Source organism: Bacillus songklensis (assembly GCF_042649685.1).
Lineage (GTDB): Bacteria > Bacillota > Bacilli > Bacillales > Bacillaceae_H > Bacillus_BA > Bacillus_BA songklensis.
In genome coordinates, this window is the sequence record NZ_JBHRZT010000052.1 from 513,409 (window position 1) to 537,161 (window position 23,753).

Consider the following 23,753-nt stretch of genomic DNA (forward strand, 5'->3'; position numbering starts at 1 on the left):
AAGTGAAATCCAGTTAACATATAGACATAAGGAGGATAAGTGAGTATGTTGAAAAATGGGCTGAGCTGAAGAAAAGTTAAGAGAGTAGTAAAAAGGCGATGAATCAATAGAAACGCATTCTACTTCCTCATTAAAACATGGTATTCTATAAAGGCGGGTGTCCCAAAACCACAGAGACATGTGATTTTGAGACACGCCATCAAATGAATCGTCATAGAAAATTCAGTACAATCGATGAATTTTATGAAGGTTCATTTAGTAAAAGGATTTTTGTAATATGAAAGGACGGCCTTTCGAGTCAGTCCCCTTTGGTTTATTTGTTGAATGATTATTAGAAGGGAGGAATCCCCATGTTGGACAAAAGGAAAACCGATTATATAAGCTGGATTCTTCTTATCGGAATTCTCCTATTATTACTTGAAATCTCATTTTTTAATACGGGGATCATTTTCTCCCTTTTTATATCAGTTGGCTTTATATATATCGGTCGAAAAAGACTGCCGCGTAAATCCGGCAAGATTTTATTTTGGCTTGGATTGATTGGCTTTTTTATCAATATTTTAAGCATGATGACATTCAAATTTTTTTTGCTGGCCATTCTTGTTCATGTGGTCATTCGGTTTATTCAAACAAAGAGGCATCCTGTGTACATCCAACCGGTTTTGAGGGAGCCTGAATACATGCAAGGAGGGGAATTATTAACGAAAAAGCCGTTGTTTGACAATCGGTTTATGGGCCGCCAGCAAACACCCGAACACGTATACGAATGGAACGATATCAACATCCAGGCAGGGATTGGTGACACGGTCATCGATTTAAGCTATACGGTATTGCCAAAAGGGGAAGCTGTTGTTTTCATTCGTAACTTTATAGGGAATATTCGGGTTCTCGTCCCATATGAGGTAGAAATGAGCGTTCACCATTCTGTATGGGCGGGGACGGCAAAGATTTTAAATGAATACGATTCCAAGGTGTTCAATCAAGTACTTCGATTTCAAACATCTCAATATGAAAAAGCGGAACAAAAAGTGAAAATTATGACCTCCATGATGGTGGGCGATTTAGAGGTGAAGCGCATATGAATACAATTCAGCGGCAACTTCTTATATGCGCGTGCCTGTCTATCGTCATTTTTTTTACGTTATCAGCCGTTTTCTTTGTGTTATTCCCATTAGATGAATGGTCTTTAGTATGGGAACGGGAAATCATGGATGTGCCATTTATCATTTTTGCTCCAAGTCTCAGCACAGCTATCGGCATTATATTTGGCATTACGTCCGGCTTTTTATGGCGCAAGCAATTGCATTCAGTGGCAGCCGGATTGCAAGATTTGGAGCAAGGCCGCCATACAGACGTGCCTCCGTCTCCTGCGCTGGAGGAATTCCGTACCATTTGGGACCGAGTCGAAAAACTTCAAAAACAAATGATGGAACAAACGAAATTGTCCCAAAAGCTGGCCAATGAAAAAGCGGAAGATCAAGAAAAGCGCATCCAGGAAATTGTGTCACAAGAGCGTAACCGCTTAGCTCGGGAACTGCATGATTCTGTCAGTCAGCAGTTATTTGCCGCGTCCATGTTGATGTCAGCCATTAACGAGTCAAAGCCGCTTTCTGATGACCGTGAAACGAAACAGCTGAAAATGGCGGAAGAGATGATTCACCAATCACAGCTCGAAATGCGTGCATTACTCCTTCATTTGCGCCCTGTTGCCTTAAAAGGAAAATCGCTTCAGGAAGGAATGCAAGAGCTGCTGGTCGAATTATCACAAAAAGTGCCGATGAACATAAAATGGAAAATTGAGCCAATGTCCTTGGATAAAGGAATTGAGGACCATTTATTCCGTATCCTGCAGGAATCTGTGTCTAATACTCTTCGTCATTCTAAGGCAGCCATGCTGGAAGTATTATTGATCCATAGAGATGATTTGATTATTTTGCGGGTGGTCGATGATGGCATCGGTTTTGATGTCGAAGAAACAAAAGCAGGATCGTACGGCTTGCAAAACATGTATGAACGAGCAGTCGAGATTGGCGGTACGATGAAAATAGTCAGTGTGAAAAATAAGGGGACACGTCTAGAGGTAAAAGTGCCGATGATGTCTTTAAAGGGTGAAGAAAATGATTAAAGTATTGTTTGTCGATGATCATGAAATGGTAAGAATCGGGGTCTCTTCTTATTTATCAGCACAGCCGGATATCGAGGTAGTAGGAGAGGCAGAAGATGGAACGGAAGCGGTCGGGCTCGCGTTGGAACTTCGTCCTGATGTTATTTTGATGGATCTGGTCATGAAGCGAATGGACGGCATTGAAGCAACCAAGAAAATCATCGAAAGCTGGCCGGAAGCAAGAATTATTATTGTGACAAGCTTTTTGGATGATGAAAAAGTGTATCCGGCATTGGAAGCAGGAGCAACAAGCTATATGTTGAAAACATCAAAGGCAAGTGAAATTGCGAATGCTGTTCGTGCTACATATCACGGCCAATCAGTTTTAGAGCCGGAAGTAACAGGCAAAATGATGATTAAAATGCGTCAGCGCAATGTTCAGCTTCCTCATGAGCAACTTACTGCAAGGGAAATGGAAATTTTGCTTCTCATGGCAGAAGGAAAAACGAATCAGGAAATCGCCGATGAGCTGTTCATCGCATTAAAAACAGTGAAAACGCATGTAAGCAATATTTTAAGCAAGCTTGAAGTACAGGACCGGACACAGGCGGTCATTTATGCATTTAAACATGAGTTGGTGAAATAAGCGGGAGCTGACTCAAAAGTCTTCAGAAGATGATCATAATCTATTTTTCTGCGATGAACCGTCACCGAAATCCTTGATTTTCTTGGATTTTTGATGAAGGTTCATTGCAGGAGGGTGTCCCAAGTGCGTTTTTTGTACTTGGGACACCCTCTATTACTTTAAAGCTTTGTATACATCGACTCTGCCGCTTTAACAAGCCACTTTCCGATATTCGTTCCTTTTTCCAACCTTATCCCCTTGATAAATAACGGTTTTGCTTCTCCCGCTGTTTGAAACGAAAGAACAGACTTTGTATTTTGTTTAAGTGGGGAATCACACTGTCCTCATCTAGCTGTGGCTCCTAGGGGTTCGCTTTCTCGTGTAAATGCCCGATAAGATCAACTAACCCATCAGTGGGGGATGAACGAAAACCCTCACTGATGGAAGTTTCCTTTATTAGAACAACCCTTTTTCATCTTCGGTTTATGTAAGGGAAGCACATTTGTTATTACTGCTTGTTTACACTTACATCCGCCCATTGTTCTTCCAATTCTTTTTCCGGTAACTTGTTGTTTTTAATGGAAAAAGAAATAACTAAGCCTACTAACGAGAGAAGTGTGATGACGATAAAGGCTATATTGACCCCATACATATCCGGATAGGGGATTTCCGGGTGCTGTTTTGCGGTCTCAGCTGTCGTGGTCATCACGGTGACAAGAATAGCGGTACCGACCGACGCTGCGATCATTTTCATTGTATTATCCATCGCAGCTCCATGGGGAATCAATCGTTTCGGCAGTTGGTTTAACGCGGCCGTTGAGACCGGCATCATTACCATCGATAAACCAAGCATCCGCACCCCGTACATAATCGTGATGAAGGTAAAGGATGTCGAGGGCCCTAAATTGGTAAAGGCAAACGAAGATGCTGTAATAATCGTTAAACCGATAATCACTAGCCATCTCGCACCGATTTTATCAAATATCCGTCCTGTGATAGGTGACATAAAGCCGGTAATCAGCGCTCCCGGTAAAATGGCCAGACCAGCTTCAAACGCTGTAAACTCCCGCATATTTTGCATAAATAGTGGGATGAGCGTTTCTGCTCCAATCAATCCCATAAAGACAATCATTCCAATAAGTACAGCCAGCGGAAAAATCGAATAAGTAAACACCCGGAATTCAAGCATTGGATGTTCCAATCGTAGTTGCCTTGTAATAAACAATATAAGTGTCAGCACTCCGACTCCGAGGGAGAGGAGCGTACTGGAGTCCAGCCATCCATAATTGCCGGCGCATGTAAATCCATAGAGTAATCCACCGAACCCAAATGAAGACAAAATAATTGAAAGGATATCGACTTTCGGTCTGGTTACGTCTGTCACATTTTTCAAAGCAATAAAAGCAACCAGGATATCGACGAGAGCAATCGGCAGAATAATGAAAAACAAGAGCCTCCAGGAGTAATGTTCCGTTATCCATCCAGACAAAGCTGGACCAATCGCCGGTGCAAACGAAATAACGAGTCCGATTAACCCCATCGCTGCGCCGCGCTTATGAACAGGAAAAATCATTAAAAATACCGTTTGCATAAGCGGAAGCATCACACCGGCTCCGCTTGATTGTATCATCCTTCCGAGTAATAGAATTTCAAAATTAGGAGCGACTCCCGCAACTAATGTGCCAAAGGCGAAAATACTCATGGCCGATATAAAGAGCTGCCTCGTTGAAAAACGCTCCAATAAAAAGGCGCTTACAGGGATCATAATCCCATTCACAAGCATAAAAACAGTAGTAAGCCACTGTGCACTGTTCGCCGTAATATTCATTTCTTCCATAACGGGCGGTATCGCTGTAATCATCAGTGTTTGATTCAATATGGCGATAAAGGTTCCTGCAAGCAGAAGTGTTACAGTCGTAGACTGCTTATAATTTGATGTTTCCATTCTTCCGTTCCCTCATTCCCTTTTCTATTTCTGTCTTGAAATATGATACCCCTACGAAGTTACACTTTAATTCAAAGAACCTTACAATTTCATAAAGTGAAACTTCATTCAGTGAAGGGTCTTACTGCCCGTTAGAGCGGGATAAATGGGTATGTACAAAAAATGATTGTTGCAATGCGTACTTTTACAGAGTACACGATTTTATATTAATAATCTATTGACTTAACTTGAAAATTTCTCGCATTTTCATCGCGTAAGATGAACAAGGTCCTTCAATTATTCGTTTAGCTGTTAATATTTTTGAAAATATCTGATTTAGATGGAGAGTAACCGAAGAGATGGCGAAAAAGGAAAGGGTAAAAGTATTACTTTATCTATTGATTTGGTTACTTTACTCGTACCTTATTTATTTGTTCAATCCATTTTGTTATGATGTTCCAGGTCAGTGGGAAGATAAAATGATCAAACAATAGATTAACAAATCAAGCAAAGTAAAAGGGGAAAAATGATGAATCAGGAAATAGTGTAAGGGATCTCTTGTTATTCTGATTAGAATAACAAGATCCCTTACGCGTAAATAATTGGACATAAATGCTTTTTATTTATGTCCAATTATTTATGTGGATTCATATAGTATGAAAAATGGCAGGGGCTGAGTCAAAAGCCTTCAGGGAATGACACCCTCCACTCGGATTATTGTAAGAATTGTTGAAAATACGAATAAACAAGAAAGGATCATATGCATCAAAAGTGAGATTATGGATTAGCTTTTTAATCTCAAATTCGAAAGAAATGAATAGTTTTATTTTTCTAGTAAGTGTTTTTGCGCCGGAACCAATTTATAATAGTAGAGCTTGAACAAAAGTAATGATGCCAGCGAGAATTAAAAATCCGATACTGTATTTTAATGTAAAACGGAATAGGTCAGCTTCTTTACCAACGAGTCCTACAGCACCTGTTGCGACCGCGATAGATTGCGGAGAAAGCATTTTTGCCATGACTCCGCCGGCAGTATTCGCTGCAACGAGAATTAACGGAAGCACTTGAATTTGGCTTGCTGTTGTTGTTTGTAAACTTCCAAATAAGGCATTGTTAGATACAACAGATCCTGTTAAGAACACCCCAATCCATCCTAATACAGGAGATAAGAATGGAAAAATATGAGCAGTATTTGCCAAAGCCAAGCCAAGAGTAGAAGATTGGCCGGAATAGTTAGCAACGAACGCAAAAGCAAGAACCATCATAATAGTGAAAATGGGTTTAGACAATTCTTCTATAGTTTCCATTAAAGTGTCTTTTCCAGTTTTTAAATCCATTCTTAAAATAAGCATGGCAATAATACCGGATAAAGCGATAGCTGACCCAGTCGCAGCGATTACATCCAATTTTAAGACCGCTGCATATGGTGTCGGCTCTGGAACAAGCGGAGTTGCTTTAATGACTTGATTGTGTAAGCCTGGAATTTCAATCATAAGATTTGTTTTTTCAAATAAACCCCCGGGAGCAAATAATCCTTTAAAGAAGTTTAGACTCCAAGTCGTTACCAAGAAAGTTAAAGCGATAAACGGAGACCACGCTTTTAAAACTTGACGAACAGTAAGCTTTTCTTCGACAGCCGCATCTTTTTTATTAGTTACTTTAATGTAAAATGCAAGAGATACAAGACTAACGATAGAAGCAATGATGTTCGGTAATTCAGGGCCGATAAATGTAATCGTTAAATATTGAGCAATTGCATAAGTTGCAGCTGTTACGAAAGTTGGTTTCCAAACTTCACGAACACCTTTAAATCCATCCATAATCATGACTAATAAGAATGGTACAAAAAAAGAAATACATGGAAGAGAGTAGCCCAAAAATTTCGCGATTTCTTTTGCCTCAATACCAGAAACTTGTCCAGCTACAATGACTGGAATTCCCATTGCGCCGAATGCACCAGAAGCTGTGTTAGCAATTAAACATAATGCCGCGGCTTTTAATGGATTGAATCCTAAACCAACAAGTAAAGCCGCTGTAATGGCAATTGGTGCACCGAAACCAGCAGCACCTTCTAAGAAAGCGTTAAAGGAAAAGGCAACCAGCAGCATTTGAAGACGGGGATCATCTGTAATAGAAACGATTGATTGACGAATGACATCAAATTGGCCGCTTTTTACAGAGAGTTTATACAAAAATAAGGCACCGATAATAATATAAGCGATTGGCCATAACGCATATATGATCCCGTATCCGGCAGCACCGATCACCATATTAACCGGCATTTTATAAAAAGCAACAGCAACAATAACGGAAAGAATGACGGTTAAACCGGCAGCCATATAGGCTTTCATTTTAAGTACGGTTAATCCTAAAAAGAAGAAAAAAATAGGAATTACTGCAATAATGGCTGACAACCATATATTTTGCATTGGGTCATATATTTGAGTCCACCCCATGATATTCACCTCATTATTTTAAAATAAGAAGAAAGGAGAGAGTTTAGCCTCTCTTCCTACTTATTTTTTGTTAAAATTAAAATGCTTGTTCACGAGTTTCTTTTAATACGTTGGCAGAGTGTTTGAATTGTTCAAGTTCAGTTTCATTCAATTCAAGCTCAATGACTTGTTGAATACCATCTTTGTTAACCATGGCAGGCACGCCAGTGTATACATCTTCGACGCCGTATTGTCCTTCAAGAAGGGCAGATACCGTCAGGATAGAGTTTTCATCCCCTAAAATAGCTTTTGTTACGCGCACAAGCCCCATTGCGATTCCATAGTATGTTGCACCTTTACGATTGATAATGTGATAGGCAGCATCACGTGTGTTCAAAAAAATGTTTTTCATATCCGGATGCTCGGCTACCTCCTGTACGCTATTTACATTTAAGAACTTTTGAACAGGTACGCTGCCAATTTGAGTATGACTCCAAACAGGCAGCTCTGTATCACCATGTTCACCCATAATGTAAGCATGCACGTTACGAGGGTCTACTTTGAAGTAATCGCTTAATAGGTAACGGAAGCGAGCTGAATCTAAGATCGTACCAGAACCGATTACACGTTCTTTCGGCAATCCAGATAATTTCCAAGTGACGTAAGAAAGAATGTCAACCGGGTTTGTTGCGACTAAAATGATACCGTCAAATCCACTTTCCATAATGTTTCCGACGATTTTCTTAAAGATGTTTACGTTTTTACCAACTAAGTCTAAGCGAGTCTCACCAGGAGCTTGATTGGCACCGGCAGTGATGACAACTAAGTCAGCATCTTTACACTCTTCATAACCGCCAGCCCAAATTTTCATTGGAGATACAAACGGCATGGCGTGATTTAAGTCGCGAATTTCGCCTTCTGCTTTTTCTTGATTTATGTCAATTAACACTAATTCATTTGCGACACCTTGGTTAACCATCGCGAATGCATAACTTGCTCCTACAAATCCCGTACCGATAACTGCTACTTTTCTGCGAATGTTTTTCATTGTATTTTCACCTTTCTCCTATTTGTGATTTTTTTCACAATTAAAATATACTAAATACGGAGTAATAACAATGTGACAAAAATCACATTGTAAGCGATTGTAATAAAAAAAATTTGACATTTATTTGAACACGTTTGATTCTCTTTACTTAATATGTGGAAAAATATGGATATTAAATGATGGATACTTGGACAATATCCGAATAAAATGAATGATTGAACCTCTAGAACCGGAAGCTCCAGTGGATGAAAAGGAAATTGTGAAGAATGCCTTCGATATGTTTGTCGATTGTAAATGCTGCTTTTAAACAAGAATCATTTTGGGGCATACGGGAGGCGTATGAGAGTCCGCGATCATTTTCTAAAATATGGTTATGGATGTCTTTATGGTATTCATAACCACAATATTCTTTAAAAGATAAGCTTCAGCCCCCAGATTCGCCAGATGGGGAAAAACCTTTTCAATAAATCCACATATAAGGCGGGGAACGCACAAAAAATAAACAATTCTCCTGTTTTTAGGGATAATAACGGGACTTTATTGTCTATAAAGTAAAAATGGGAGGTACTCTTGTTTCTTAAAAAGTGTATCTCCCGTTTTATTAACATTAGTTATTTGTAAGTTCAAGAAGATCTTCAACTGATATTGCCACATGAGAGACGGCTTTGTTTACTTCTTCTAAACCATTCCAAAACGATTCTAATTCTTGTTCAATAACATCGCTTTGTTCTTTACTTTTCTTCATTTCTCCCACTATATCATCAAATAGATGGTTAATCTGAATCATTTTATCAGTACCATTTGTAACTAAATGCTTTATTTCTGTAATATGGTGAGAAACACTGTTAATTTGAGCATTCGTTTTTTCGACGAGCTGTGACACAGTTGAAACTGTTTTCTTTGTTTCCGTTGCTAATTTTCTTACTTCATCTGCCACTACTGCAAATCCTTTTCCGTGTTCCCCGGCTCGTGCTGCTTCAATGGCTGCATTTAATGATAGCAAATTAGTTTGTTCGGCTATATCAGTAACAATACTAACAATATCACCAATTTGTTTTGAAATATCTTTTAATTGCTCCATTTCATTTTTAATCTTCCCCATGCTATGGTTAATATTGTTCATTTGTTCTTGCTGGACCTCTAACTCTTTTTTCCACCAATAGAATTTTTTTCTACGTTAATGGAAGTCTTTGTGCCTATTCTAGAAATATGTACGATTACCTTTTTTGAATAACAACATAAACAGACTCCCTCCCGATGTAACACCTGTTAAATCACCAAACAGAAATTTTTGGTCATTCATTCTTTTATAGAACTCTACAAACTTTTTAAGCTATATTATCAGTTCTTAATTCAATAACAATTCAGAAATTTCTTGGGGTGAGATTGGCTTACTAAAGAAATAACCTTGTCCTATATGGCATCCTTGGTTTTTTAGAAACGATAATTGTTTCTCAGTTTCAATTCCTTCGGCAATTACATTAAATTTTAAATTTCTTCCCATATCAATAATAGTTTTTACGATAACTTCCCCATCTTTATCTAAATCATTTATAAACGATTTGTCGATCTTTAAATTATCAATCGGTAAATGCTTTAAATAACTTAGAGAGGAATAGCCAGTACCAAAATCATCAATCGATATTTTTACATCTAAACTTTTTAATTCTTTTAATATCTTCATCGATTCTTTAATATCCCATATCACGCTTTCGGTTATTTCTAGTTCCAATAATTCGGGTTCAAGCTGTGTATCTTTTAAAATCTGTTTGATATCTTTAATAAATTGATGATGTTTGAATTGTATTGGAGAAACATTCACCGCTATCCTTGATAACTGAATTCCATCATCTCGCCATTTTTTCATTTGGTTACAAGCACCCTTCAAAATCCATCTCCCCACAGGAACAATTAGTCCTGTTTCTTCCAAAATAGGTATAAATTCCATAGGGGAAATCATACCAAACTGAGAATTTTCCCAGCGTATGAGGGCTTCAACTCGAAGTATGCCACCATTAGTCAAATTGACCAGCGGTTGATAAACGATTGAAAATTCATCTTTTTCTAATGCTTGTTTTAACTGTTTTTCCAAATTTAAATTCCTGACTATTTTCTCATTTAGGACAGGTGTATTAAATTGATAATTATTGCCACCTATTTCTTTAGCATAATACATAGCTATATCGGCTTGTTTAATTAATGTTTCTATAGAATCATTAACGGTTTCTTTATTGATCTTTTGTTTATCTTCGATTAAATGTAAGCTAATCCCAATGCTGGCCGATATCAAGATTTTTTCATTACCAATGAAAAATGGCGGGGAAAGCTTATCAAGGATTCTATTGGCAACTTTAATGACTTCTTGTTTACAGTTTATAAAGTCCAAAAAAATTATAAATTCATCCCCGCCTTGACGTGAAATGAAATCTGTTTCACGAAGGCAACTTTTTAGTCTCTGTCCGACCTCTTTTAATAACGAGTCTCCGATGGTATGACCTAAAGTATCATTAATGGACTTAAAACGATCCAAGTCTAAAAATAAAATAGCAGTTTGATGTTTATCATTTTTATTTAAAAGAACTTCTTTTAGTCTTCTATTTAATAAATACCTATTAGGTAAATTAGTTAAAGGATCGTAATAAGCCATTTGTTTAATGTCTTGCTCGATGTTTTTACGATCAGTAATGTCGTTGCGAATGGACACGTATTGATAAGGTCTGCTTTTATCATCCAGGAAGGGAACAATTGTAGTATCGACCCAATAATACGTACCATCGTTCGCCTTATTTTTGATTTCACCCTTCCAAATTTCACCGTTTTTAATAGTGCTCCACAATTCACGGAAAAATTCCGGCGAATGATATCCGGAATTAATAATTCGATGGTCTTTTCCAATCAATTCTTCACGGCTGTATTTTGATATGGTGCAAAATTTATCGTTAACATGATTAATAATCCCTCTGCTATCTGTAATTGCCACAATGGAAGATTCATTTAAAGCAAATTCAATATCTTTTAGTTTTTTTAATGTTTTGTTTAGTTGACCCTCTATATAAAATTTATCCATATGTTTAAACCCTTTCCTCTAAGCATGAATCCGCATAACTAATTTAAAAGGTATAAAAAGACATACCTTTTGAGTCATCCTCCAGAAAAGCCCCGTCATGAAAATCCAGCAAAATCGGTGGATTCCGTGACGGGGCCTTTCAGTAAAAATCAACTTTTGTCATTGATTAGAGGCTGCCGACTTTTCCGTTCTATCTATCATGTTTTTTCTAAGCGCCTATTATTATTCATACAAACTCTGGATAGAATGGAGATTTTTTATTGTACTTGAGAGTTAAATGTCATAATCCAAATGGATCCGGCTACAATTGTAATGACAAATACAACGGCGAGCACTAATGCCATTACATTGTAGCGAGGCTTTTCTCCGTCTTTAATGTGCATGAAGAAAAACAACTGCACCAAAAACTGAAGAACGGCCATTGCTAAAATGCTAGCAGTTAATAAGCCCCCGCTTAATGTATGGTTCAATACCAGCACTAAAGGGATGATCGTTAAGACGATCGAAAAGACAAATCCAATGATGTAAGCTTTTAACGAACCATGATTTTCTTGATGCGACATCTTACATCACCCCCATTAAATAAACAGCTGTGTAAAGGAAAATCCATACAACGTCAAGAAAGTGCCAATATAAGCTGATAATAGTAACTTTGCGTTTTGTTACATTTGTAATTCCATGGCGTTTTAGTTGTAGAATGATTGAGATCATCCAAACTAAGCCGATTGAAACGTGGATACCATGTGTGCTGACAAGTGTATAAAAAGCTGTTAAAAATGCACTCGTTGAAATGGCAGCTCCCTCATGAAACATGATTCGAAACTCGTTGATTTCCAAGCCGACGAAGGATAAGCCTAACAATGCCGTCACGATCAACCACCCAATCAGCCCTTTTGTTTTTCCTTTATACATAGCCAATACGGCCAAGCCGCTCGTAAAACTGCTCGTTAGTAAGATAAACGTTTCCGCTGTAAACCCTGGAACTTCAAAAAGCTCTTTTCCTGTAGGGCCGCCGGCTGTATGGTTAACAAGCACGGCATATGTGGCAAATAAAGCCCCAAACAAGATACAGTCTGTCACAAGGAAAAGCCAAAAACCAAGTACCTTAATCGATTCATGATCCTCATGATGATGTTCTTCATGATGTACTGCAGCGTGTGCCATTATACAACCCTCCCTAATGAGGCCTCGGTGCTACGGATCTCGTCAACCGGAATATAGTAATCTGAATTGTATTGGAACGAACGAGCAAGTAAACATCCGGCTACTCCAACCAGGCCGAAAATCGCCATCCATACCCAGTGGAAAGTCAAGCCGAAGCCAGCGATAAACCAGAAGACAGACATGATAAACGGAATGCCTGAATTTTTCGGCATGTGGATTGGATGAAGTTTAACGGATTTCTTAGTCTCCTGATTTTTCATTTCTTCTTTCATTGTCCACCATGCGTCCTGTCCTTTTACTTCAGGAACTACTGCAAAATTGTAGTGCGGCGGCGGAGACGGGATAGACCACTCTAATGTACGGCCATTCCACGGATCACCTGTTAAGTCACGCTCTCCATACTTAATGCCATGAAGAATTTGAGCCGCCTGGAAGATAAACCCTACACCCATGAAAAAAGCTCCCACTGTAGATACAACGTTTAATGGTGCCCAGCCCATATCGAAATCGTACGTATAAATACGACGGGTCATTCCCATGAAACCTAATGCATATTGTGGCATGAAACATACGTAGAAACCAATGTTCCATGTCCAGAACGCCCATTTGCCAAGGCGGTCATTTAGTTTAAATCCAAACATTTTTGGCCACCAATAATATAATCCGGCAAAAAAGCCGAACACGACTCCTCCGATTAATACTTGGTGGAAGTGGGCAATCAAGAAATAACTATTATGGTATTGATAGTCCGCTGGTGCAGCAGAAAGCATAACCCCTGTCGCTCCCCCGACTATAAAACACGGGATAAAAGCAATGGTCCATAACATTGGCTGCGTCATTTGAATGCGGCCGCGGAACATCGTAAATAACCAGTTGAATACTTTTACCCCTGTTGGGATACCAATCGCCATTGTTGTGATGGCAAAGAATACGTTGACATTAGCGCCTGCACCCATTGTAAAGAAGTGATGCACCCATGTGAAATAAGAAAGAACACTAATGATCATCATAGAGAAGACCATTGATTTATAGCCAAATACTCTCTTTTTAGAGAATGTTGCAACGATCTCAGAAAAGATACCGAATGCAGGAAGAACCACAATGTAGACTTCAGGATGTCCCCACATCCAAATCAAGTTGATATACATCATCGGATTTCCGCCGGCAGCCATTGTAAAGAAATGTCCGTCAAAGAAACGGTCGATGAATAATAACGCAAGTGTAACGGTTAACACAGGGAACGCGAAAATGATGATGATACAGCTTGCTAATACAGACCAAGTAAATAGCGGCATATGCATTAATTTCATGCCTGGTGCACGCATTTTCAGGATTGTCACGATGAAGTTAATACCGGAAGCTAAACTACCGATACCAGATATTTGGATACCCCAAATATAGAAATCTTGCCCTGGTCCAGGACTGAATTCCATCCCGGATAATGGCGGGTAACTCAACCAGCCGGCAGCCGGTGAACCACCGATCACAAATGAAAGGTTAAACAGCATCGCTCCAAAGAAGAACAGCCAGAAACTCACCGCATTTAAAAATGGATAGGCTACGTCCCTGGCCCCGATTTGAAGCGGAACGACAATGTTAAAGAAGGCAAACATCAGCGGCATCGCCATAAAGAGAATCATGATCGTACCGTGAGTTGTAAATATTTCATTGTAATGATGCGAGTCCAAAAACTCCCATTGAGGGAATGCCAGCTGGATGCGCATTAATAGAGCGTCAACTCCGCCGCGGAACAGCATTAACAATGAAGAAAGCATATACATGATACCTATTTTTTTATGATCGACGGTTGTGAGCCATTCACGCCATAACCATTGCCACTTTTTAAAATACGTAAGAACAAAAATGATGCCGATAGTCGTTAATAGAATCGCTACGTCTGCACCGTAAATTAACGGTTCACCCGTTACAAAAAACTCGGATGCGAAGTCTTTTAATTTGTCTAGCAACTGATTTTCCTCCTTCCTTTTCCTTATTCATGATGTTCATGGGCCTGATGGCCAACATTCATTCTCATTTCAGCAATATCTTCACTATTCATGTGATGATGCTGCTTGTAATATTGACCGCCGTTTTTATCGACGATTTCTTTAAATAAGCCTTCTGGAATAGCTGAGTATGATTTCTCTTTAGAAAGTCCCTGTTCCGCCAGTTTGTCATAATCAGCTTTTGTTAACGCCGGCGCTGTTTGTTTGACCTGTTTCACCCACTGATCAAACTCAGATTGCGGCTTTGAAGTAACCTTAAAAGTCATATGGGCAAATCCATCACCTGTAAAATTGGCACCTGAGCCGAAAAACTCACCAGAGTGATCCGCTTGCAGCCAAAGCCCCATCGCCATTCCAGGCATTGAATATAATTGACCGCCTAATTCCGGTACCCAAAACGAGTTCATTGGAGCATCTGAAGTTAAAACAAATTGAACAGGTACATCTTCTGGAATTTCAACATAGTTGACTGTTGCAATGTTTTGATCAGGGTATTGGAATAACCATTTCCAATCGAGTGATGTCACTTCAATCGTCAGTGGCTCGATATCCTTCTTAGGAGGTTCGACTAAATTATAAGTCGTCTTTGCAGTAAAGAAACCTAAAATACCAATAATGACAATTGGGATTCCCCACCAAACGATTTCAAGCGTTTTACTGTCGTCCCATTCTGGTGCATATGGCGCTTTATTTTCCGGTTTATCACGGTAACGGAAAACGATATATACAAGAAGACCTAAAACGGGAATAACGACAATCGCACACAAAACAATTGAAAAGATAATTAAGTTGTACTCTTTTTGAGCAACTGGTCCCTGAGGATTTAAAATCAGATAACGACTGTCACAACCCGCTAACAAGACCGGTGCCAAAGCTGCCATCATCATTACTTTACCGATATGCAGCAACTTCTGTTTTTTCATATGTTTCATCTCCTTTCTTATCCATCCGTAAATAATCATGTTGAAATTGACATCTATTTTGTGGATACATTCAAATAGATCAAAACACTGCAATGTCATCACAGCATAGTGAAAGATGTTATGATATCTTTCACACTTCCAACAAATTATCACGATATAAGCCAAAATAATGTGATATTTATCACACTTACGGCGATATATACATTTTTTATCCGCTTTTCCACAATTTCTTCACACTTGTGGGAAAATATGTGTTTTTTACACAGGCATACAGATAATAATGAATCATCTACTATTGAGATGATGGGATATTTTTACTTTATCTAATTTGGTTTTATTTTTATCTAAATCAAGTATTTTTCTGTATTTTACAAACCCTCTCATTGATTTACCTTATTAAAGCGTGCTATCATGTTACGTAATATCGTTAAGGGAAGGATGAATAGGGTGTCATTTGAAAGTGTAAAAGCCCATTTTAAACAGTGGAATCGTGAAGATGATGTGATGGAATTTGAAACATTAAGTGCTACGGTTGAGCAGGCAGCTGATACAATTGGTGTCATCCCTGCTCGAATTGCGAAGACGCTATCCTTCAGGGGAGAAGAGGAAAAAGCCATTTTGATCGTCGCTTCTGGTGATGCAAAAATCGATAACAAGAAATTTCGCCACACATTTGGCTTCAAGGCACGTATGCTCACGCCTGATGAAGTGCTAGAGCAAACCGGACATGTTATAGGTGGCGTTTGCCCGTTCGGATTGAAAAATGAAATGGACGTCTATCTGGATGTCTCAATGAAACGTTTCGAGACCCTTTTTCCCGCCTGTGGAAGCACAAACTCTGCCATCGAATTAACATGTGATGAATTATTTCAATATTCATTTGCTAAAAAGTGGGTCGATGTTTGTAAAGGTTGGGAAGAAGCCGAGTTTAGCGAGATGGTATCCGTAAAGAACGATGGACTTTAAACTGAACTATATAGAACTATTAAATCAAACAACCAGTCGTTGTTAAATTCGACTGGTTGTTTTGTGCTTAATTTCTGTACTATTTCTTCGCAGCTGCAGAGGGATTGGAATAATGGGCGGACCCACTCGAAGGATCCCGCCAATCGTCAACTAAATAGTGACCAAGGAAGTACCCTTTATGATTTGGTTTAAACATTAAAAAACGAAAGTTCTAAAAAAATTTAGGAATCTGTATTTCACACACCCAATTAACACCATAAGCGTTAGAGAAAGTTACCCATAAAAAACCTCCTTAGCGTAGTAAATATCCAAAGTGCTGGCGATACCCCGAATACTAGAAACAAAACACTCCAAAGGTAGCTTTTATACCAAATCCAGAGTTGTTAAAATATTAGTAGCATCATGGGTTGGCTTCAATTTAATCCTATAGGAGGGAATAAAAATGGAGCGAAAAGTACGCTTGATTCCGTTTCAAGTGGTTGAACAGGTAGAAAAGGTCAATGAAGTTCCCAAAGGAGTGGAAATGATTCAGGCCCAGAAAATCTGGGATCAAACAAAAGGGAAGGGAATAACGGTTGCCATATTGGATACTGGCTGTGAGATTACCCACCCTGACTTAAAAGAACGGATTGTCGGCGGAAGAAATTTCACGAACGATGATGGCGGGAACCCTGATGTATACAAGGATTACAATGGTCATGGTACTCATGTTGCAGGGACGATCGCTGCAATACAAAGCAATACTGGTGTTGTAGGTGTAGCCCCTGAAGCAAATTTGCTTATTATCAAGGTTCTTGATAAAAATGGTTCTGGCCAATACGAATGGATTATTGATGGGATTAACTATGCAATAGAGCAAAAAGTTGATATTATCTCTATGTCGCTTGGCGGTCCGGAGGATGTGCCTGAGCTGCATGAAGCGATTCAAAAAGCTGTCACCGACAACATTCTTGTGATTTGTGCGGCAGGAAATGAAGGTGATGGCAATGATTCAACAGATGAATTTGACTATCCAGGTTCTTATAATGAAGTGATAAGCGTAGGCGCAATTGACCTGGAGAGACGCTCTTCAAATTTTTCAAATTCAAATAATGAAGTAGACTTAGTGGCTCCTGGAGAGAAAATATTATCAACCTATTTAAATGGAAAATATGCTACATTGAGCGGAACCTCTATGGCTACGCCTCATGTTTCCGGAGCAATGGCGCTGATAAAAGTTCTTGCCAATACAAGCTTCGAACGAAATCTCACAGAGCCTGAGCTTTATGCCCAATTAATAAAAAGAACGGTGCCATTAGGAAATTCTCCAAAACTTGAAGGCAATGGACTAGTCTATTTAACTGTAATGGACCAATTGTCAGAAATATTCAATCAACAATTTGCGGCTAAAGAGCGGAGCTTATGATGAATAGTCTAAAATTGCTGACAAAAGAACGGGAGAATGCAAGGGAAGCCTATTTAGAATACCGCAATAACCGCAGCTACTATGAGGAACAAAGGGATAAAAAAATCCAACAAACGTATTATCAAAATACATCACTTGAGAGAAATAGCATTCATCATCTATTAGAAAAAACACATCAGAATAAGCTGAATTACTCTCCTCATCGTTATGTTTATCCATGGGTGGATCTTCATGAAAATGGAAAACTTAAAAGCTTATATTCCGGGAAAGGAATGGATCCGCTCGTTGTCATTGAGGAGGATATTCGTATTCTTGAAAACACAGCAAGAGGGAACATTACTAGTTTATCTGATGAAATTACTTTAAATTGTGAGCATGTGGTACCTCAATCATGGTTTCATAAGCAAGAGCCAATGAGGGGAGATTTGCATCATTTATTTGCCTGTGAACCCGCATGCAACAGCCGGCGCGGAAACCATCCTTATTATGATTTTTCTGACTATGTTCCGGAAAGCCGTATTTTAGGAATTAAGGAAGGCTGCGGAAAGGTAGATGAAGGAAAGTTTGAGCCTGAATACGGAAAGGGAATTGTTGCAAGGGCCACATTGTATTTTTTAATCCGGTACCCAGGGATAATAAAGAATGATTTTGTTAACCTGCAGCTTTTATTAGAATGGCATCAGCGGTTTCCGGTGTCTCTCTATGAAAAACACCGGAACCTGGCCATCTTTGAATTGCAAGGGAACCGGAATCCGTTTATTGACTTTCCGGAAATGGCGGAGGAATTGATAAATGAATAAGACTGAGTAAGAGAGCCGTCTTCTATTGGTTCAAGGTTTATGGTAATCATTAATCAGAGCACCACTATCGTATGCTCGCAATGGTTTGAATTTATTTGAACTTCCGATAAAATTGATGTCAACAAAAAAGAGGTTGGATACCTAAAAGCTGAAAGGTACCCAACCTCTTTGATTGCCAATAAAGAAACATTATGTAATCTAAATGTGAATACAGTCTGATTTAATAATTATGATTACTGACATCTTGGACATGTTTCCTTAAGAACAACCTTAAACAGTAGAGTTTTTCGAAATTGTTTGCAATAGGCTCATCATAAGTGGAAAAATCATTCCTAAATAGAACAAAATGACCATCATGTTGAGTGAAAAAAGCCTCGGATTTCAAACATCCGAGGCTTTTTTCGATTTTAATTATTGGCTGTATCTTAACTAGTTCCAAAAATAAAAAGGGAAGCCCGATGATAAAGGGACAGCTCTAATTTTATGCACAATTTGGAGCTGCCCAAACGACTTGTACAAACGATTCAGTAGGTGGCGAAATCACAAATCGTCTTGTTGATACAGCTCAATCACAATGATCAGGACCCTTTGATACCATTAAATCATCAAACTTAACGAATTCCTCAAAAGGAATTCATGAGGTGGATGTTTCAGTTCACGTTCATGGCTACAGGTTAAAACTAAATAGCGGATCAATAGCTGAGGCTGGCTATATGAAGGAAAGCTTCTTTCGAGATTTCCCTCATTATGGATAATCCTGGTGTTATTGGATAAAGCCTCCTTGGTTTCCACGCATAAGGTCGTTGCTAATATCCTGTCTCACCTGCTGTGCGTCTGTTCCGGCAAATCCAGGCTGCATGACGGATTGGGCACCTGCAAAGTTGCCAACCTGCTGTCCCTGTCTACCTAATTGCTGGGCAACTTGTTGAATCTGTTGAAGTGATTGTTGGGCCTGTTGAGCCGCTTGGTAAATTCGTTGTGGCATTTTCTTTCCCCCTTATATGGTGATAAACAACAGTTATAGAATTTGCTCTGTTTCTCTTTTTATTCTTCCAACTTTTACCAAAACATGAAGTCTCATCATTCATGGTCTTCTCCAGGTTTGGAAGGGCGTTTTTTCTATAGTGGGTTATCAGTATCTTGAACAACACCTTGCCGTCTTTTCGAGAGGAAAAATATTGATGCCATTTCAACACGAGGCCTTCTGTTCATGAAAAAAGGGATGAAGGCTAGAACGCCTTCATCCCTTTTTTCGTTCATAAACACATGGCAAACTTAATTTTTGTGACTTACAAGGAGATGATTAGAAAGAGCTTTACAAGTGATTGTTTTGTTCACTCTGTTCCTTTCAACAGTCTTATTATGGAGGATTTACAAGTTATTATTCTTCCAATATTTACAAGGTATCAGTCTTTTGTATAAAAGAGACGATAAAGGTTGAAGGAGGTGAAGGCATATGTCAAATCGTAGTGGTGGCCGTAATCGTTTATTAGTACAAGGTGCAGAAATGGCACTTGAACAATTAAAATATGAGATTGCTACTGAATTTGGTGTGCAGCTTGGAGCAGATCAAACATCCCGTGCAAATGGTTCAGTAGGTGGTGAGATCACAAAGCGTCTTGTTGCTACAGCTCAATCTCAATTATCAGGACAGGTACCTGGTGCAGCTAGTACATCTCGCTAATGGATCTTTAACCGTAATGAATAGGATGAAGTGTTAACTTCATTTTACTTGTTACAAAAAGATTCGCCTATTAAAACTAAATATTCCTATATGGCTTAGGCTACCTACTCATGTAGGTAGCCTTCAGGTTGTGGGGAGACCTTTCGGGTTTTTCGACAACGTGAAAAAATACATATAAAAATAGTTTATATGTATTTTTTATTAGAAATCTTCTAGAATTTTTAAAATTGAGAGATATCACGATCTCTGTTACTTCACCTTTCAGTGTTTGTGTAAAAACTGAAGGAACGCGTTGAAGAACTAGAGAGTAAACTTACAAAGTTACATTAAAGGAAAGGTGATATCAAACCAAGCAAAGATTTCATTGCAGAAGGACAAATGGTACCTGATGATATGAAATATTAAAGACAATCTCTTTATAAAACCCATAATGAAGATTTTTAAAACTTTTATGGATATATTAAGGTATATATTGTAAATAGGAGTTGGAAAATATGGAAAAACCTCAAAAACCAGTAGCCGTTTGTGACGTTGTTTTATCCTCACTTGTGCAATTTGCCAACAATGAGAAGTCGAAATTGGAATTGGGCATTACCCTAAATGTCAAAGGAATGATTGTTTCTGGAACGTTAATAGGTTCTAGTACCTACTATTTTTCTATTACACGATTCGTTTTAGAATGTTCTCTCTTGTTTAATGGTTTAAGAGTCCCTTTGGCGTTTTTCTATACGCTTTTCAATTTTTTCTAGTGCTTGTTTATCATTAAGTAATTCTTGTTTATTCTCTTGCACTAGCTCTTCAAATGATTTTTTATATTTACGATTCATAATAACACTTCTTTCTTTTATATGAAATCAATCTAACCATGACTTACCTAAATAACAAAACAATTCTGTCATTTTGAAACATCAATAATTTAACAATTATGTGAATTATTGCGTGGGAACCGTACAATGTTTACTATCAACAAGATATAATGTTAATTTTTTTAGGGGAATTGACTTTAATAGAAAATAATATTAATATAATAAAGCGTCGATTTAATACGACGAAAAGAAAAAAAAGAAAAGAAGTTATTGACTTTTATTTTTTCAATTGATATTATGTAAAAGTCGCTTCTTAGCAATGATTAGGGGTTTTTATCTGGCCCGTTGGTCAAGTGGTTAAGACACCGCCCTTTCACGGCGGTAACACGGGTTCGAATCCCGTACGGGTCATCTAAAGGATGGCAGACTAAGTTCGCGACGTCCTGCCGCAACGTCTGCACTTGCACATCCTGTGCATCGGAGGATTAGCTCAGCTGGGAGAGCACCTGCCTTACAAGCAGGGGGTCGGCGGTTCGATCCCGTCATCCTCCACCATTATATTGGGCTATAGCCAAGCGGTAAGGCAACGGACTTTGACTCCGTCATGCGTTGGTTCGAATCCAGCTAGCCCAGCCATTCATTATTCATTGATGAGCCATTAGCTCAGTCGGTAGAGCATCTGACTTTTAATCAGAGGGTCGAAGGTTCGAGTCCTTCATGGCTCACCATTTTAATCATGCGCCCGTAGCTCAATTGGATAGAGCGTCTGACTACGGATCAGAAGGTTATGGGTTCGACTCCTGTCGGGCGCGCCATATTTAAGAAAAGCGGAGAAAGCCCGCTTAAACCGATAGGATGTTGGAGCTTCTGGCGGAAGAGACGACAGTCTCAACAGAAGAAGTGAAACAGCCGTAGTGAAAGAATTCACACATAATAACGGAAGTAGCTTAGCTTGGTATAGAGCACATGGTTTGGGACCATGGGATCGCAGCAGGTTTGAATCCTTTCTTCCCGACCGTTCATTAAATAATCATGGGGCCTTAGCTCAGCTGGGAGAGCGCCTGCTTTGCACGCAGGAGGTCAGCGGTTCGATCCCGCTAGGCTCCACCATTTCAAATCATTCCACAGTAGCTCAGTGGTAGAGCAATCGGCTGTTAACCGATTGGTCGCAGGTTCGAATCCTGCCTGTGGAGCCATTTTTATTTTATACTCACTAAATTATAAAATAACGGAGGAATACCCAAGTCCGGCTGAAGGGATCGGTCTTGAAAACCGACAGGGGTGTCAAAGCCCGCGGGGGTTCGAATCCCTCTTCCTCCGCCATTTATAAAAAGGCTCGGTAGCTCAGTTGGTAGAGCAAAGGACTGAAAATCCTTGTGTCGGCGGTTCGATTCCGTCCCGAGCCACCACTATTTAGCCGGTGTAGCTCAATTGGTAGAGCAACTGACTTGTAATCAGTAGGTTGGGGGTTCAAGTCCTCTCGCCGGCACCATTATAAGAAAAGCGAAGGCGCCTGTTTAATCTTGAGAGGCGTTGGAGCTTCTGACCCGGAAACCGTTCTTTGGTTTCATGGACAGAAGTGAGACGACCGAAAGATTAGGAGCCATAGCTGGACAAAGCAAACAACGGAGGGGTAGCGAAGTGGCTAAACGCGGCGGACTGTAAATCCGCTCCCTCAGGGTTCGGCGGTTCGAATCCGTCCCCCTCCACCATGGCGGTTGTGGCGAAGTGGTTAACGCACCAGATTGTGGCTCTGGCATTCGTGGGTTCGATTCCCATCAATCGCCCCATAAAGTGAAATTTGCGGGTGTAGTTTAGTGGTAAAACCTCAGCCTTCCAAGCTGATGTCGTGAGTTCGATTCTCATCACCCGCTCCATTACGGGCCTATAGCTCAGCTGGTTAGAGCGCACGCCTGATAAGCGTGAGGTCGATGGTTCGAGTCCATTTAGGCCCATCTAGAAATATTTTTATATGACCTACTTCAAAAAGAGAGTTCATTTTTTCAATCCTCTTTTTTGTTGTAGATAATCCGTCCCATGTCAACTCCTCTTGAACCGCAGCAAGAGGAGTTTTTTTATGAAACGTTTTCTTTCACTAATGGAGGTCAGTGGAACAAGAAGCATAATTTTTAAAAAAACGTGATGTATTGAGACTGGTAATGAAGAGATTGATTTCTAATGAAGTATAGAATCAGTCATTCAATCCTATACAATCAGAATATATTTAATAGAGAATGAACAAACTAATTAAAGCATGAGAAACTGAAATTTCATGGTTTTCCTTTCGGAGATACCTTCTGATATTAATTTGGAGGTATCTTTATTTTTGTTTCTCCTAGGGAATTTTTTTGGAAAAGTCACTCATAATTCCATACATATGGGGAATGATAAGCAAAGACCTAGAGGTCATACATACATGAAGAAAGGAGAATGACCATGAATAAAAAATGGTTTCTCATGTTAATAGGTACATTGTTATCTGCCATGTTGATGGTGGGCTGTAACGGTGATCAGGAGCCGCCTCCAGAAGATAACAATGATGTCAATGACAACAATGGTAATAATGACAACAATGGTAATAATGACAACAATGGTAACAATGGTAATAATGATAACGCACCTGGCGTTGATGAAGATGATAACATGTTTAAAGATGATGAAAATGATACAGATCCAGATCCAGAAGATCCAATAGAAGATGCGGAAGATATAGGTGATGAGAATAATAAAGATGAGTAATTCAGATTGTTGGTTCCACTAAAATTCACTTATAACTTATAACAACAACAAAAAAGG

General features: G+C 39.2%; 19 protein-coding genes and 14 tRNA genes. 22 read left to right on the plus strand and 11 right to left on the minus strand.

What is annotated here, in order from left to right; all coding sequences use genetic code 11:
* The first annotated feature begins 350 nt into the window (after positions 1–350).
* Genes liaF through ACFOU2_RS13870 form a run of 3 tightly spaced genes read left to right on the plus strand, consistent with a single transcriptional unit; the run spans position 351 to position 2,750 of the window.
* Positions 351–1,082 (plus strand): cell wall-active antibiotics response protein LiaF, encoded by a 732-nt coding sequence (gene liaF / locus ACFOU2_RS13860; protein ID WP_377916082.1) that lies wholly within the window; start codon positions 351–353, stop codon positions 1,080–1,082.
* On the plus strand, positions 1,079–2,125 hold the full coding sequence (locus ACFOU2_RS13865) for a sensor histidine kinase (RefSeq protein WP_377916084.1): 1,047 nt from the start codon (positions 1,079–1,081) through the stop codon (positions 2,123–2,125). The genes liaF and ACFOU2_RS13865 overlap by 4 nt, the downstream gene beginning before the upstream one ends.
* Positions 2,118–2,750 (plus strand): response regulator, encoded by a 633-nt coding sequence (locus ACFOU2_RS13870; protein ID WP_377916086.1) that lies wholly within the window; start codon positions 2,118–2,120, stop codon positions 2,748–2,750. Before ACFOU2_RS13865 ends, ACFOU2_RS13870 begins: the two co-directional genes overlap by 8 nt.
* Positions 2,751–3,237: 487 nt before the next feature.
* Here ACFOU2_RS13870 and ACFOU2_RS13875 read toward each other — a convergent pair whose 3' ends face one another.
* The 9 genes from ACFOU2_RS13875 to ACFOU2_RS13915 all read right to left on the minus strand — a co-directional run bounded on the left by ACFOU2_RS13875 (position 3,238) and on the right by ACFOU2_RS13915 (position 15,296).
* Positions 3,238–4,674: a DHA2 family efflux MFS transporter permease subunit gene (locus ACFOU2_RS13875; protein ID WP_377916088.1), complete on the minus strand. Its 1,437-nt coding sequence runs from the start codon at positions 4,672–4,674 to the stop codon at positions 3,238–3,240.
* 839 nt (positions 4,675–5,513) lie between these two features.
* The gene (locus ACFOU2_RS13880) at positions 5,514–7,109 is read right to left on the minus strand and encodes a lactate permease LctP family transporter (protein WP_377916090.1); all 1,596 of its coding nucleotides are present in this window, start codon (positions 7,107–7,109) and stop codon (positions 5,514–5,516) included.
* A 76-nt stretch (positions 7,110–7,185) separates the two neighbouring features.
* Positions 7,186–8,136: an L-lactate dehydrogenase gene (locus ACFOU2_RS13885; protein ID WP_377916092.1), complete on the minus strand. Its 951-nt coding sequence runs from the start codon at positions 8,134–8,136 to the stop codon at positions 7,186–7,188.
* A gap of 607 nt (positions 8,137–8,743) precedes the next feature.
* Complete coding sequence (locus ACFOU2_RS13890; RefSeq protein ID WP_377916094.1) at positions 8,744–9,259, minus strand: methyl-accepting chemotaxis protein; 516 nt, start codon at positions 9,257–9,259, stop codon at positions 8,744–8,746.
* A 225-nt stretch (positions 9,260–9,484) separates the two neighbouring features.
* Positions 9,485–11,203 carry a putative bifunctional diguanylate cyclase/phosphodiesterase gene (locus ACFOU2_RS13895; RefSeq protein ID WP_377916096.1) on the minus strand — a complete coding sequence of 573 codons (1,719 nt, stop codon included), beginning with the start codon at positions 11,201–11,203 and terminating at the stop codon, positions 9,485–9,487.
* A gap of 257 nt (positions 11,204–11,460) precedes the next feature.
* Positions 11,461–11,766: a cytochrome o ubiquinol oxidase subunit IV gene (cyoD, locus tag ACFOU2_RS13900; protein WP_377916098.1), complete on the minus strand. Its 306-nt coding sequence runs from the start codon at positions 11,764–11,766 to the stop codon at positions 11,461–11,463.
* A gap of 1 nt (position 11,767) precedes the next feature.
* Positions 11,768–12,367 (minus strand): cytochrome o ubiquinol oxidase subunit III, encoded by a 600-nt coding sequence (gene cyoC / locus ACFOU2_RS13905; protein WP_377916100.1) that lies wholly within the window; start codon positions 12,365–12,367, stop codon positions 11,768–11,770.
* The gene (gene qoxB, locus ACFOU2_RS13910) at positions 12,367–14,334 is read right to left on the minus strand and encodes a cytochrome aa3 quinol oxidase subunit I (RefSeq protein ID WP_377916102.1); all 1,968 of its coding nucleotides are present in this window, start codon (positions 14,332–14,334) and stop codon (positions 12,367–12,369) included. The genes cyoC and qoxB overlap by 1 nt, the downstream gene beginning before the upstream one ends.
* A 23-nt stretch (positions 14,335–14,357) precedes the next feature.
* The gene (locus ACFOU2_RS13915; protein WP_377916104.1) at positions 14,358–15,296 is read right to left on the minus strand and encodes a ubiquinol oxidase subunit II; all 939 of its coding nucleotides are present in this window, start codon (positions 15,294–15,296) and stop codon (positions 14,358–14,360) included.
* A gap of 447 nt (positions 15,297–15,743) precedes the next feature.
* On the opposite strand from ACFOU2_RS13915, the gene ACFOU2_RS13920 reads away from it, so the two are divergent.
* From ACFOU2_RS13920 to ACFOU2_RS13930, 3 genes are all read left to right on the plus strand, one after another.
* On the plus strand, positions 15,744–16,262 hold the full coding sequence (locus ACFOU2_RS13920; protein ID WP_377916106.1) for a YbaK/EbsC family protein: 519 nt from the start codon (positions 15,744–15,746) through the stop codon (positions 16,260–16,262).
* A 442-nt stretch (positions 16,263–16,704) separates the two neighbouring features.
* Positions 16,705–17,667 (plus strand): S8 family peptidase, encoded by a 963-nt coding sequence (locus tag ACFOU2_RS13925; RefSeq protein ID WP_377916108.1) that lies wholly within the window; start codon positions 16,705–16,707, stop codon positions 17,665–17,667.
* On the plus strand, positions 17,664–18,467 hold the full coding sequence (locus ACFOU2_RS13930) for an endonuclease I family protein (RefSeq protein WP_377916110.1): 804 nt from the start codon (positions 17,664–17,666) through the stop codon (positions 18,465–18,467). Before ACFOU2_RS13925 ends, ACFOU2_RS13930 begins: the two co-directional genes overlap by 4 nt.
* A 763-nt stretch (positions 18,468–19,230) precedes the next feature.
* Here the strand turns inward: ACFOU2_RS13930 and ACFOU2_RS13935 are convergent.
* Positions 19,231–19,452, minus strand: coding sequence for a hypothetical protein (locus ACFOU2_RS13935; RefSeq protein WP_377916112.1), 222 nt, complete (start codon positions 19,450–19,452; stop codon positions 19,231–19,233).
* A gap of 471 nt (positions 19,453–19,923) precedes the next feature.
* On the opposite strand from ACFOU2_RS13935, the gene ACFOU2_RS13940 reads away from it, so the two are divergent.
* Positions 19,924–20,151, plus strand: coding sequence for a small, acid-soluble spore protein, alpha/beta type (locus ACFOU2_RS13940; protein ID WP_377916114.1), 228 nt, complete (start codon positions 19,924–19,926; stop codon positions 20,149–20,151).
* 701 nt (positions 20,152–20,852) lie between these two features.
* Here the strand turns inward: ACFOU2_RS13940 and ACFOU2_RS13945 are convergent.
* Entirely contained in the window at positions 20,853–20,978 is a 126-nt protein-coding gene (locus ACFOU2_RS13945) for an FbpB family small basic protein (protein WP_377916116.1), read from the minus strand.
* Positions 20,979–21,296: 318 nt separating this feature from the next.
* On the opposite strand from ACFOU2_RS13945, the gene ACFOU2_RS13950 reads away from it, so the two are divergent.
* The 15 genes from ACFOU2_RS13950 (at position 21,297) to ACFOU2_RS14020 (ending at position 23,696) form a co-directional block, all read left to right on the plus strand.
* A tRNA-Glu gene (locus ACFOU2_RS13950) sits at positions 21,297–21,368 on the plus strand.
* Between the two features lie 68 nt (positions 21,369–21,436).
* Positions 21,437–21,512: transfer RNA gene (locus ACFOU2_RS13955), tRNA-Val, on the plus strand.
* Positions 21,513–21,518: 6 nt separating this feature from the next.
* Positions 21,519–21,593, plus strand: a tRNA-Gln gene (locus tag ACFOU2_RS13960).
* Between the two features lie 16 nt (positions 21,594–21,609).
* Positions 21,610–21,685 (plus strand) — tRNA-Lys (locus ACFOU2_RS13965).
* 10 nt (positions 21,686–21,695) lie between these two features.
* Positions 21,696–21,772: transfer RNA gene (locus ACFOU2_RS13970), tRNA-Arg, on the plus strand.
* A gap of 219 nt (positions 21,773–21,991) precedes the next feature.
* Positions 21,992–22,067, plus strand: a tRNA-Ala gene (locus tag ACFOU2_RS13975).
* A gap of 11 nt (positions 22,068–22,078) precedes the next feature.
* A tRNA-Asn gene (locus ACFOU2_RS13980) sits at positions 22,079–22,153 on the plus strand.
* Positions 22,154–22,187: 34 nt separating this feature from the next.
* Positions 22,188–22,280 (plus strand) — tRNA-Ser (locus tag ACFOU2_RS13985).
* Positions 22,281–22,290: 10 nt separating this feature from the next.
* Positions 22,291–22,366: transfer RNA gene (locus ACFOU2_RS13990), tRNA-Phe, on the plus strand.
* Positions 22,367–22,373: 7 nt separating this feature from the next.
* Positions 22,374–22,449, plus strand: a tRNA-Thr gene (locus ACFOU2_RS13995).
* Between the two features lie 135 nt (positions 22,450–22,584).
* Positions 22,585–22,669 (plus strand) — tRNA-Tyr (locus ACFOU2_RS14000).
* Positions 22,670–22,671: 2 nt separating this feature from the next.
* A tRNA-His gene (locus ACFOU2_RS14005) sits at positions 22,672–22,747 on the plus strand.
* 13 nt (positions 22,748–22,760) lie between these two features.
* Positions 22,761–22,834 (plus strand) — tRNA-Gly (locus ACFOU2_RS14010).
* Positions 22,835–22,838: 4 nt separating this feature from the next.
* A tRNA-Ile gene (locus ACFOU2_RS14015) sits at positions 22,839–22,912 on the plus strand.
* A gap of 481 nt (positions 22,913–23,393) precedes the next feature.
* Positions 23,394–23,696 carry a hypothetical protein gene (locus ACFOU2_RS14020; protein WP_377916118.1) on the plus strand — a complete coding sequence of 101 codons (303 nt, stop codon included), beginning with the start codon at positions 23,394–23,396 and terminating at the stop codon, positions 23,694–23,696.
* Positions 23,697–23,753 lie beyond the last annotated feature (57 nt).